Origin of the sequence: Streptomyces sp. NPDC018000, from assembly GCF_044328025.1 — a bacterium.
GTDB lineage: Bacteria > Actinomycetota > Actinomycetes > Streptomycetales > Streptomycetaceae > Streptomyces.
Window position 1 is genome coordinate 1 of record NZ_JBIRGM010000005.1, and the last position, 11,959, is coordinate 11,959.

At 70.0% G+C, this 11,959-nt stretch carries 12 protein-coding genes; all 12 read left to right on the forward strand.

Going from position 1 to position 11,959, the window contains the following annotated elements; translation table 11 throughout:
- A partial coding sequence (locus tag ACH4EW_RS14440) for a substrate-binding domain-containing protein (protein WP_398256100.1) occupies positions 1-206 on the forward strand: 206 nt, incomplete at its 5' end.
- A gap of 15 nt (positions 207-221) precedes the next feature.
- On the forward strand, positions 222-1,181 hold the full coding sequence (locus ACH4EW_RS14445; protein WP_398256103.1) for a carbohydrate ABC transporter permease: 960 nt from the start codon (positions 222-224) through the stop codon (positions 1,179-1,181).
- Positions 1,178-2,041: a carbohydrate ABC transporter permease gene (locus ACH4EW_RS14450; protein WP_398256106.1), complete on the forward strand. Its 864-nt coding sequence runs from the start codon at positions 1,178-1,180 to the stop codon at positions 2,039-2,041. The genes ACH4EW_RS14445 and ACH4EW_RS14450 overlap by 4 nt, the downstream gene beginning before the upstream one ends.
- A complete protein-coding gene (locus ACH4EW_RS14455) occupies positions 2,041-3,360 on the forward strand; it encodes an ABC transporter substrate-binding protein (protein WP_398256108.1) in 1,320 nt (439 codons plus the stop codon). The genes ACH4EW_RS14450 and ACH4EW_RS14455 overlap by 1 nt, the downstream gene beginning before the upstream one ends.
- Before the next feature lie 38 nt (positions 3,361-3,398).
- On the forward strand, positions 3,399-4,505 hold the full coding sequence (locus tag ACH4EW_RS14460) for an ADP-ribosylglycohydrolase family protein (RefSeq protein ID WP_398256111.1): 1,107 nt from the start codon (positions 3,399-3,401) through the stop codon (positions 4,503-4,505).
- A complete protein-coding gene (locus tag ACH4EW_RS14465) occupies positions 4,415-5,743 on the forward strand; it encodes an ADP-ribosylglycohydrolase family protein (RefSeq protein ID WP_398256846.1) in 1,329 nt (442 codons plus the stop codon). The genes ACH4EW_RS14460 and ACH4EW_RS14465 overlap by 91 nt, the downstream gene beginning before the upstream one ends.
- Complete coding sequence (locus tag ACH4EW_RS14470) at positions 5,740-6,912, forward strand: ADP-ribosylglycohydrolase family protein (RefSeq protein ID WP_398256114.1); 1,173 nt, start codon at positions 5,740-5,742, stop codon at positions 6,910-6,912. Before ACH4EW_RS14465 ends, ACH4EW_RS14470 begins: the two co-directional genes overlap by 4 nt.
- Positions 6,912-8,309, forward strand: coding sequence for an ADP-ribosylglycohydrolase family protein (locus ACH4EW_RS14475; RefSeq protein WP_398256117.1), 1,398 nt, complete (start codon positions 6,912-6,914; stop codon positions 8,307-8,309). Before ACH4EW_RS14470 ends, ACH4EW_RS14475 begins: the two co-directional genes overlap by 1 nt.
- The gene (locus ACH4EW_RS14480; protein WP_398256120.1) at positions 8,306-8,446 is read left to right on the forward strand and encodes a hypothetical protein; all 141 of its coding nucleotides are present in this window, start codon (positions 8,306-8,308) and stop codon (positions 8,444-8,446) included. The genes ACH4EW_RS14475 and ACH4EW_RS14480 overlap by 4 nt, the downstream gene beginning before the upstream one ends.
- A complete protein-coding gene (locus tag ACH4EW_RS14485) occupies positions 8,443-9,654 on the forward strand; it encodes a CaiB/BaiF CoA transferase family protein (RefSeq protein ID WP_398256123.1) in 1,212 nt (403 codons plus the stop codon). The genes ACH4EW_RS14480 and ACH4EW_RS14485 overlap by 4 nt, the downstream gene beginning before the upstream one ends.
- Positions 9,651-10,475 (forward strand): HpcH/HpaI aldolase/citrate lyase family protein, encoded by an 825-nt coding sequence (locus ACH4EW_RS14490; protein ID WP_398256126.1) that lies wholly within the window; start codon positions 9,651-9,653, stop codon positions 10,473-10,475. Before ACH4EW_RS14485 ends, ACH4EW_RS14490 begins: the two co-directional genes overlap by 4 nt.
- Before the next feature lie 354 nt (positions 10,476-10,829).
- Positions 10,830-11,750, forward strand: coding sequence for a peptidase (locus ACH4EW_RS14495; protein ID WP_398256129.1), 921 nt, complete (start codon positions 10,830-10,832; stop codon positions 11,748-11,750).
- Positions 11,751-11,959 lie beyond the last annotated feature (209 nt).

Consider the following 11,959-nt stretch of genomic DNA (forward strand, 5'->3'; position numbering starts at 1 on the left):
ACAGCGTCCTCGCACAGGCCGGCTGGCCCCCACTGACCAGCGTCGACCTGGGCTCCACCGAACGCGGCCGACACGCCGCCGAACTCCTCCTGGAACGGCTCGGCCAGGCGACAGACCACCCCGAGATCTCGCCTCCCCGCACAACTACCGCCCCTCCCCGCCTCGTCGTGCGCGCCTCCACCGCGCAAACGGCGACCGACAGCTAAGAGCACGAGGTTCGCATGAGTCTCACCGCCTCCCGGGCCGGAGCCGTCCCGGGCAGCCGCGGCACCCCACCGCCCCGCACGCCCGCCAAGCGCAAGCAGGCGCTCGGCCTGGACCGGGGCGCCTGGTTCCTGCTGCTTCCCGCGCTGATCCCGATCCTGGTCCTCAGCGTGGGCCCGCTCCTGTACGGTGTCGCGCTCGCGTTCACCGACGCGCAGGCGGGACGCACGGCAGCCACCCAGTTCGTCGGGCTGGACAACCTTCTCGACCTGCGTCACGACTCGCTGTTCTGGGAGTCCTTCCGCATCGGCCTGATCTGGGCGGTGTGCGTGACAGCGCTGCAGTTCGCGATGGCCATGGGCCTCGCTCTGCTGCTCAACCAGAACCTGCGCTTCCGCTGGCTGGCCCGCACCCTCGCCCTTGTGCCGTGGGCAATGCCGGAGGTCGTCATCGGCATCATGTGGCGCCTCGTGTACCACTCCGACGCCGGCATCCTGAACAAGACGCTCACCCAACTCGGTCTCATCCACGAGAACGTCGACTGGCTCGCCGACCTCTCCTACGCCCTGCCCGCGGTCATCCTGGTCGGCATATGGGCAGGCATGCCGCAGACCACGGTCGTACTCCTGGCCGGTCTGCAGAACGTTCCGCACGAGCTGCGCGAAGCCGCCCAGCTCGATGGCGCCGGCGTCTGGCGCCGCTTCACAACGGTGACCTGGCCCGCGCTCAAGCCCGTCGTCCTCGCCATCACGGCCCTGAATTTCATCTGGAACTTCAATTCGTTCGGCCTGGTGTATGTCCTCACCCAGGGCGGCCCGGGCGGTCAGACGCGGCTTCCGATGCTGTTCGCGTACGAAGAGGCCTTCAAGTACGGGCAGTTCGGCTACGCCGCTGCGATGGGCTTGGTCATGGTCGCCGTGATCGCGGTCCTGCTCACCCTGTTCCTGCGCAAGAAGCTGAAGGAGGACGCGGCGTGAGCGCGACTTCTGTTCTCCCCAAGGTCCGCGCCCTGCGGGTCGCAGGCCGCACCTGCCAGTATCTGGCCCTGCTGTGCTATCTGGTCTTCCTGGCCTTCCCGCTCCTGTGGCTGGTGTCCACGTCCTTCAAGTCGCCGCAGGAACTGGGCGCCATAGACCCGACGTGGCTGCCCCAGCACCCCAGCCTCGACAACTACCGCGCCGCGTTCGACGCACAGCCGCTGCTCCACTCCGCGCTCAACAGCCTTCTCGTGGCGTTCAGCGCCTCGTTGATCTCGGTGTCGATCGCTGTCCCCGCCGCGTATGTGATGGTCCGCTACAAGTCACGGGTCAGCCAGGCCGGAACCGTCTGGATCCTGGTCAGCCAGATGTTCCCGTTCGTCCTGGTGATCATCCCGCTGTTCCTGGTCCTGAAGAACCTGCACATGATCGACAGCCTCCTCGGCCTGATCATCGTGTACGTCGTCTGGAACCTGCCCTTCTCGCTGTGGATGCTCCAGGGCTACGTCAAGTCCGTGCCGAGTTCTCTGGAGGAGGCCGCGGCGATGGACGGCGCGGGCCGCCTGCGCACCCTCGTCAGCGTCGTCCTGCCGCTGCTCGCGCCCGGCCTGGTGGCGACGCTGATGTTCTCCTTCGTCACCGCCTGGAACGAATTCTTCTTCGCCCTCGTGCTCCTCAAGTCCCCGGAGAACCAGACGATGTCAGTGATCCTCACCCACTTCCTCGGCGCCGAGGGCGTAGCGGACCTGGGCCCGCTGGCGGCGGCCTCGGTCCTTGCGACCATCCCCAGCCTGGTCTTCTTCGCGCTGCTGCAGCGCCGGCTCGTGGGCGGCATGCTCAGCGGGGCGGTGAAGGGCTGATGCGTATCCGTATGAAGAGACTGAACGTCTGCGCGGCCGCCGCCCTCTGTCTGACCCTGGTCGCCGGCTGCGGCGGCTCCGGGACGGACTCCGCCGACGGCAGGATCACCCTCGAATTCCTCAGCCTGGCCTGGCAGAAGGATTCCGTCGACGCCAACAAGGCGCTCGTGAGGCAGTGGAACGCGACCCACCCCGATGTCCAGGTCAAGTACGTCCAGGGCAGCTGGGACAACATCCACGACCAGCTCCTCACCTCCTTCGAGGGCGGCGAGGCACCCGACATCATCCACGACGACGCCGCCGACCTCACCGACTTCGCGAACGGCGGCTACCTCGCCGACCTGACGAAGTACCTGCCGAAGACACTGCGCGAGGACATCCCGCAGGCTTCCTGGGACACGACCGCCCATGGCGAGGGAACGTACGGCGTCCCGTTCCTCCAGGAGCCACGCGTCCTCATCGCCAACACCGAACTCCTCGAGCAGGCGCAGGTCCGCATCCCCACGGCCGAGCACCCCTGGACCTGGGACGAATTCGAGAGCGTCACCAAGAAACTGACACACGACGAGAACAATGACGGCAAGAACGACCGGTACGGCGTGGCCTGGTCCATGAAGGAGCCGGTCACACAGTCCGTCAACCTGTCCCTTTCCACCGGCGGAAAGATCTTCCGCAAGGACGCCGAAGGAAAGAACGAGATCCGCTACGACAACGCCGAATCGGCCGTCGCACAGCTGATCAACCGGCAGGTCAACAAGGACCGGACCGCGCCCAGGAACGGCCTCGGCATGTCTGGTTCGGACACACTGCCCGGCTTCTACGCGGGCCGCTACGCGATGCTCCCGCTGAACTTCTCCTACCGCCAGCAGGTGCAGCAGCAGGCCCCGGAGGGCTTCGACTGGACGGTCCTGCCGATGCCCACCGGCAAGGGCGGCCTGACACAGGGCACCGCCCCGCAGACCCTCTCGGTCTCCCAGGACAGCAAGCACAAGCAGGCGGCGGTCGACTTCATCGCCTTCCTCAACCAGGCCGAACACCAGGTGCAACTGGCACGCGGTGACTGGCTGTTGCCCACCAGCACGACAGCGCTGAAGGATCCGTCCCTCAACACCGACAAGTACGGCTGGAAGACCGGCGTCAGCATCGCCGCCCATCTGAGTCCGTCCCCGGTGCTCGGCGTGCGCGGCTACGCGGAGTGGAAGGACAAAATCGCCACGCCCGCCTACCAGGAGTACTACAACGGCGCGTTCGGCATCGCGGAACTGCGCAAACGCCTCGCAGGCGACGGCACCCGCATCCTCGACCGCTACCAACGCTGAAACCCGAGCACGCCCCCGGAAGAGAGCACATACCCACCATGAGCGTCAGGCTCGACCCCGACCCCGCGCCGCCGGCGGACGGCGCACCGGACCTCCGCAGGCGCCGTACCGTCCCCTTCTCCCACCCCGCCGCCGCGGTTCCGCTCCGGGATCGCGCCCGCGGCGCCATGCTCGGCCTCGCGGTCGGCGATGCGCTCGGCGCCCCCGCCGAGAACATGAAGCCCTCTCAGATCCGCGAACGCTGGGGCCGCATCGACGGGTTCGTCTCCGACGACCCGGCCGGTACGGACGACACCGAGTACGCGATCTTCTCGGGTCTGCTGCTTGCCGACCACGGCACCGCTCTCACCGTGGACCATGTAGAGGCGGCCTGGCACGAGTGGATCGCCGACCGCGACGAAGGGCCTTTCAAGGGAGCCGGGTTCAGCGAGCGCGGCACCCTGGAGAACCTGCGCCGTGGCCTCGCCGCCCCCATCTCCGCCCAGCACCGGCACGCCTGGAGCGACGGCCTCGCGATGCGCGCCGCGCCCTTCGGGGTCTACGCGGCCGGACGCCCGGCCGAGGCGGCCCGCCTGGTCGCCATCGACGGCACGGTGTCGCACGACGGCGAGGGGATCCTCGGCGGCCGGGCAGTGGCGGCGGGCGTCGCTGCGGCCATGGTCAGCCACACCCCGGACGCAGTCGTCCAGGCCGCACTCTCCGTCGTACCGGACGACTCGTGGACGGCCCGCTCGCTGCACCGCGCGGTGTCGGCGGCGCGCCGCGCCCGCCGCGACCCCGACGGCACCCAGCTGTCGATGGAGCGAGCGGTGCGCAAGGCCGTCGTCATCGGGGGTTATCCGTGGACGGACCTGGCGCCCGAGGCGGTCGGCCTGGCGTTCGGCGCGTTCGCGGTGGCCCGCGGCGACTTCCGCGATTCGGTCCTGACCGCCGTCAACATGGGCCGCGACGCCGACACCACAGCCGCGGTGGCGGGCGCCCTCGCAGGCGCTCTGCGTGGCGAGGCCGCGATCCCCGCCGACTGGGCGGGTGCGATCGGCCCGGTACGCGGCAGCTGCCTCCCTTCCATGGCCGGACGCCACATCCTCGACATCGCGGACCGATTGATCCCCACCGCGCCGGACCGGGCGGGGGCGACGGCGTGACGAAACGCCGGGACATCGCCGCCGCACCACCCGGTACCACCGAAAGGCCCCTCACTCCCATGCCTCCCGACCCAGCGGACGCCGCTCACCGCGTCGAGGGCCTGCTTCTCGGCATCGCAGCGGGTGACGCCGCCGGGTGGCCCTCCGGCCGTCACCGCGCCGCCCGACTGCCCGACTGGACGCGCCGCCTCACCCGCGAACTGGACACATTCGCCGAGCAGAACGCGACGACGACGCTGCCTGTCCCGATCGCGCTGAACCAGCCCTCGGAGCCACTGCGCCTCGGCCCGTCCGACGACGCGGAATGGGCGGCCTTCACCGCGCACTCCGTCCTCGACGCCTACGCCGACGGCCTCGGGGACCTCCCCGCCGACCAGCGCGTACGCTCCGCGCTCTCACTCGCCTGGAACACCCTCGCGGACGAAATCGCGGCGGCTGCGGACCGCGCGGACGAGATCGAGTCGGCCAAGATGCCGCTGCGCGCCCGCATCTCCGTACGGGCCGGCCTCGGCAACCTCGCCGCCGGACTGCGGCCTCCCGCGACAGGCCACGACAACCCGCACTACTTCGACGACGCCGCGTGCGTACGCGCTGCGGTACTCGCGGTAGTGCACCCGGGGGAGCCCGAACTTGCCGCCCGCCTGGCCGAGTTCGACGCGCGCTACACCCAGGACGGAGACGGCGTGCACGGCGCCCGCGCCATGGCGGCGGCCGTCTCCGCGGCACTGGGCGGTGCGCCCGTCGACGCCTGCGTGGACGCGGCCCTCGCCCAACTGCCCGAGGGCACCGAGATCCATCGCAACGCGTTGCGCGCCGTCGACCTGGCCCGCACCGCGGTGACCGCGCGACCCGGCCTGCCCGGAAACGCGTTCGCCCTCGTGCCCGTTCTGGAACACGAGATCGTCGACCATGTCTACAGCTACGGCATCGCTGCCGCCGAAACGGTCCCCGTCGCCCTCGCGGTCACCACCGCAGCGGCCGGATCCGTCAGTGAAGCGGTCCCTGCCGCAGCCTGTCTTTCCCGCGTCGCCGACTCGGCACCCGCCCTGGCCGGCGCCCTCACCGGTGCGCTCGACGGCGCCGATGCGTTCCCTCAGAGCTGGCGTGAGGCCTGCCGCACGCTCGCGGGCTGCGCGCTGCCGCGCCTGGCCGGCACGGACCTGATAGGCCTGGCAGAGCGCCTGGCCGCCACGAGCAGCCCGACCAACCCCCTCTCTTCGGAAGGAACCCCGGCATGACTACCCCCACCAACCCGACGAGCCCCATCCCGTCCCTGGAGGACCGCACCACCGGCGCCCTCGTCGGAGCCGCCGTGGGCGACGCGCTCGGCGGCCCGGTCGAGGGCTGGACCCCGCAGGCCATCGCCGAACGGCACGGCGGCCGGGTGCGCGGCATCGTGGAACCGTTCTACAAGGACGACTGGAAGACCGCGCGCCCCATCGCGCCATACCACAAGGGCGACGGCCACGTCACCGACGACACCTTGATGACGCACGCCCTGATCCGCGTCTACGAGAAGGTCCGCGACCACCTCGACGCGTACGCGGTCGCCGACCACCTGGTCCCCGACCTGATCACCAACACACGCTGGATTCCGGAGCTGGAGGCGGAGGCGCTCCCGCTCCAGCGCATCTTCCTCGCGGAGAAGTGGATCGTCGCCCGTATCCACTACGGACACGTCGACCCGCGCGAGGCGGGCGTCGGCAACATCGTCAATTGCGGTGCGGCGATGTACATGGCACCCGTAGGCGCGGTCAACGCGGGCAACCCTCTCAAGGCGTACGAGGAGGCGCTGGATGTCGCGGGCGCGCACCAGTCCTCGTACGGCCGCGAGGCGGCGGGCGTCTTCGCGGCGGCAGTGGCTTCCGCGTTCAAGCCCGACGCGACCCCCGAATCCGTCGTCGAGGACGCCCTGGGGCTCGCGAAGGACGGCACCAAGTCGGCGATCAAGGCGGTGTGCGAAGTGGCGGCCCGCTACGACGACTTCGAGAACGCACTGGCCCCGCTGCGCGAGGCCGTGGCTCCCTTCGACACGGTCGGCCCCGAGTACCGCCAGCCGTCCCTCGGTGCCCGCCGCCCCTCACGCCTGCACGCCATCGAAGAACTCCCCGTCGCTCTGGGCATGTTGCTGGTGGGCCGCGGCGACTTCCGGCACACCGTGCTCGGTTCGGTCAACTACGGCCGCGACTGTGACTCCATCGCCACGATGAGCGGCGCGATCGTCGGTGCCCTGTACGGCGAGGGCGCGGTGCCCCCGGAGTGGAGCACGGAGATCGCCCGGGCCAGCAAGCTGGATCTGCATGCTCCCGCGGCGTCCCTCGCCCAGGTCACACGCGAGGTGCACGCCCGCGACCTGGAGCGACGTCGCGCCCACGAGGCCGCCTTCACGACGATCGCGGGGCTCTGATGCTGCGCCTGACCTGGGTCCAGCCCGAGGACCTGATCGGGCACGAGCTGCGCCAGGCGGCACAGGACGGCCGCGACGCGACGCGGATCGAACGCCGCTGGGTCGCGGCGGGCGGCCACCTGGCCCCGGATCGAGCCGGGGCGTCACCGGAACCGGCCTCGCTCGAACTGAGGCAACTCGCCCAACAGTTGCTGGACGAACTCGCGCAGCTCCCGTCCCCCCTCGCGGCTGCGGAGCCGCCAATGTTCCAAGCACGCCCGGTTCTTGATGACAAGCCGTTCGGACGGCTCCCGGAGCCGGACCTGCGATCGGAGACGGACCGGCAATCGGAGACGGACCGTCTGCACGCGGCCTGGCTGGGCCGGGCGATCGGCTGCGTCCTGGGCAAGCCCGTCGAGAAGCTCCCCCTCGACGGTATCCGCGCCATCGCCCGGTCCACCGGAAACTGGCCCCTGAACACCTGGTTCACGGAACGGAACCTGAACCAGCGGATCGCGGCGGCGTACCCCTGGAACCGCCGCTCCCGCCCCACCTCCCTCGCCGAGAACATCGACGGAATGCCCGAGGACGACGACCTCAACTACCCGCTCCTGGGCCTGATGCTGCTCCAGCGCCACGGCCACGACTTCACCACGGGCGACGTGGCGAAGCTGTGGCTGGACGAGCTCCCGGCGGGCCGCACGTTCACCGCGGAGCGCATCGCCTACCGCAACCTCCTGGACGGCCTGGAGCCACCGCACACGGCTACGCATCGCAACCCGTTCCGCGAGTGGATCGGTGCACAGATCCGGGCGGACATCTTCGGCTGGACGAACCCGGGCGACCCGGCGAAGGCTGCCGAACTGGCCCACCGGGACGGTGTGTTGACGCACACGGCGAACGGCGTGTACGGCGAGATGTTCGTAGCGGCGGCCATCGCGCATGCGGCCGGCCCCGCCCCCACCACGATCCACGAAACCCTCGCCACCGCTCTGGCCCACATCCCGCCGGGCTCCCGCTACGCACAGGCGATCCGCTTCGGCGTCGAAACGGCGCAGGCAGAACCAACCGGCACTCCGGCCGGCTTCGAGCAGGTCGTCGACGCCCTGCACGCCCGCTACGCCCACGACCACCACTGGGTGCACGTCCTGCCGAACGCCGCGCTGCTCGCTGCCGCCCTCACTCACTCCGACGGAGAATTCACGGGCACCATCTGCCGTGCGGTTTCCGGTGGTTGGGACACGGACTCCAACGGCGCGACCGCCGGTTCGATCGCGGGCCTGCTCGCGGGCAGCCCGGAGGCGCTCGGTGAGCGCTGGACGGCCCCGTTGAAGAACCGCCTCGCCACCACGGTCGGCGGATTCGACGGCATCGGCTTCGACGAACTGGCCCGCCTCACCTTGGAGGCGCGCGCATGAAACGCATGACACATCTGACCGTACTCGGCTCGGCCAACATGGACCTGGTCGCCTACGTGCCGAAGCCCCCGCGGCGCGGCGAAGCGTTCTGCAAGACAGTGCGAACCGATGAAGCACGGCCTCAGGAGGCACGATGAACGAGACCCCGCTCCCCCGGCCCGACGGCCCGCTCAAGGGCCTGCGCGTCCTCGACCTGGCAACGCTCTTCGCCGGCCCCCTGTGCGCCACGATGCTCGGTGACTTCGGCGCCGAGGTGATCAAGGTGGAGCACCCCCGCAAGCCGGACCCGTCCCGCGGCCACGGCCCGTCGAAGGACGGCGTCGGCCTGTGGTGGAAGCTGCTGGGACGCAACAAGAAGAACATCACGCTCGATCTCTCCACGCCCGGCGGCCGAGAGGTGCTCCTCAAGCTGGTCGCCGAGTCCGACGTCCTGATCGAGAACTTCCGTCCCGGCACCCTGGAGAAGTGGAACCTCGGCTGGGACGAGCTGTCGGCCGCCAACCCCCGCCTCGTCCTGGCCCGCGTCACCGGCTTCGGGCAGTTCGGCCCGTACTCCAGGCGCCCGGGATTCGGCACCCTCGCCGAGGCAATGAGCGGATTCGCGGCGATCACCGGGCAGCCGGACGGTCCGCCGACGCTGCCGCCGTTCGGCCTCGCCGACTCGATCGCCGCGCTCTCCACCTCGTACGCGGTGATGGCCGCCCTGCGCGGCCGCGACGTGACGGGCCGCGGCCAGGTCGTCGACATGGCGATCATCGAGCCGATGCTGACGATCCTCGGCCCGCAGCCCATCTGGTACGATCAACTCGGCTACGTACAGCCCCGCACCGGCAACCGCTCCACGAACAACGCGCCGCGCAACACCTACCGCACCAGCGACGACAAGTGGGTCGCGGTCTCTACCTCCGCGCAGTCGATCGCGGAGCGCGTCATGCGCCTCGTCGGCAGGCCCGAGTTCATCGAAAAGGACTGGTTCACCACAGGCTCGGGGCGTGCCGCGCACGCCGACGAGCTCGACGAGGCGGTCGGCTCGTGGATCGCGGCGCACACCCGCAACGAGGTCGTGAAGGCCTTCGAGGAGGCGGAGGCGGCCGTTGCCCCGATCTACGACATCTGCGACGTGATGGCCGATGAGCAGTACCGGTCGCTCGACTCGATCACCGAGCTCCCCGACCCGGACTTCGGCACGGTGAAGATGCAGAACGTCCTCTTCCGCCTCTCCGAGACACCCGGCTCCATCAAGTGGACGGGGCGCCCGCACGGCGCGGACACGGACGAGATCCTCACCGGGCTCGGCCTGCCGGACACGGAGATCACGAAGCTGCGCGAGGCAGGTGCGGTGTGACGGACCCTGCATATCTGACCTGGCTGTACGTTCCCGGGGACCGGCCCGATGTCGTCGCCAAGGCCCTCGGCTCGGGGGCCGACGTGGTGCTGGTCGACCTGGAGGACGCAGTCGCCCCCGATCGCAAGGCATACGCGCTCGACGCGACCGCCGAACTCCTCGCCGACAAGCACGGGGTGCCGGTCCACGTCCGCGTCAACTCGCTCGACGGTCCCCTCGCCGAGCAGGAGATACGCCGTCTCACCCCGCTGCCGGGCCTGAACGCACTGCGCCTGCCCAAGGTGGGCGGCCCGGACGACATAGCCCGCGTCCTGGACTGGGCGGTCGAAGTGCCGCCCCTGTACGCCCTGTTGGAGTCGGCCCTCGGTATCGAGCACGCCTACGCGATCGCGCGCCACCCGTGTGTGCACGGCATCGCGCTCGGCGAGGCAGACCTGCGGGCCGAGCTCGGCGTCACGGACGCGGCGGGCCTCGCCTGGCCGCGCGGCCGCGCGGTGATCGCGGCGCGGGCTGCCCGGCTTCCGCCTCCGCCGCAGTCGGTGTACCCGGACGTCCGCGACGCCGAGGGCCTGGCCCGCTCGTGTGCCGAGGGCCGCGCGCTGGGCTTCCTGGGCCGCACCGCGATCCATCCGAGACAACTCCCGGTGATCGAAGAGGCGTTCCTGCCGACAGAGCGGGAGGTGGCAGCGGCCCGCGAGATCGTCCGGGCGGCGACGGCGGACGCGGGCGCCCTGGCCCTCCCTGATGGCCGCTTCGTGGACGCGGCCGTCGTCGCCGACGCACGACGGGTGCTGGCACTGACGGAACGTCGACCGAGCTGACCCTTCATACACCGCGGCAACGAAGCATTCGGGCTGCCGCCTCCCGACTCCCCAGGGGTTGGCGCTCCCCTGTAGACGTGGCCGTCGGCCCGCTCGAGGATGTCGCGGTCTCGGTCAGATCGAAGTCCTGCGGTTGCGCGAAGGCCGTCTGTATGCGCGGTGAACTGCGACCGCCTCGAGTGCAACCTCCGTTCGAGGCCCGTAGACAGAGAACAAGCGCGCGGGACTTTCAGCGCCCCGAGGCAGCACCCAATTCACCAACAGACTGGGCGTTAATCGAATGTTGACCCCCTGTAGAGCTACGACTGCGACAGTGAACGCGCTTCATCAACTTACCGAACCAGAAAGGTTCCCATGCGCTTACGTCGGTTCACCCTCACCACCCTCGCCACGGCGGCGAGTCTGTGCGCGGCACTGACGCCGGTCACGGCGGTCGCGCAGGAGCGGCCGACCGGTTCCCAAAACGGGACCGCCACAGTCGTCAACACCAAGTCACGCGCTCAACTCGACGCCTACTGGACCCCGGAGCGGATCCGTACGGCCAAGCCGATGCCCGCGCCCGAGGTCTCCGCGGTGCAGCCTTCCTCCGACACAGCCGCCGAGGTCACCGACAAGCCGGTGCACGTCCCCGCGACAAAACCCGTGGCGAGCTCGGGGGTTCAGACCCGGTCCAGCGTATGGGGCACAGTGGGACGCCTCTACTTCACGATCCCGGGCAAGGGAGACTACATCTGCTCTGGCAACGTTGTCACGAGCAACAATCGCTCGGTGGTGGCCACCGCACGGCACTGTGGCTTCGGTGAAGGCGGCACCAACTACCGCTTTGCCCCCAACTACAACAAGGGCAACGCGCCGTACGGCTGGTGGGGCTGGCGCAGTGCGGGCTGGGTCACGGGCGGCGGCCAGGAGAACGACAGCGCCTTCCTCGTCCTGGACACCCCAGGCGGCCGACGCGTGCAGGACATCGTCGGCTCCACAGGGATCGGCTTCAACTGGTCCAGCAACTACGCGCACATCATCGGTCTGCCGGCCGACCAGGACTTCGCCGTGTGGTGCGAGGGACAGGGCTACGCCGGACCCGGCGGGCAGCGCCTGATGAACAACTGCAACGGACTGTCCGGCGGCGCCAGCGGCGGTGCCTGGATCGAGAACTACCAGCCTGACGGCTCCGCGACGCAGACCGGCGCCTACTCCGGCAGCTACGGATCGGCGGCCGCCGCGTCGGCGTACGGCAACTCCACGTACGACGTCTGGAACGGGGCCCAGAACAGCTGACGAGGCAGCCCTCGCACCACAACTACTGCTCCGGGGCCGGACCTGGGACTGAGGCCCCGGGGCAGTCGCCCACCTCGATCCGGGAGCAGCTCGCCGACCTGCTCGGGCGCCGACCGAACGGGGAGCGTGCCGCAGGCCTCGGCAACACGACATACGCGTGCGGGAATTACTGCTGCGGCACAGCAAGAGCCCCAGGTCATCCCGGAAAT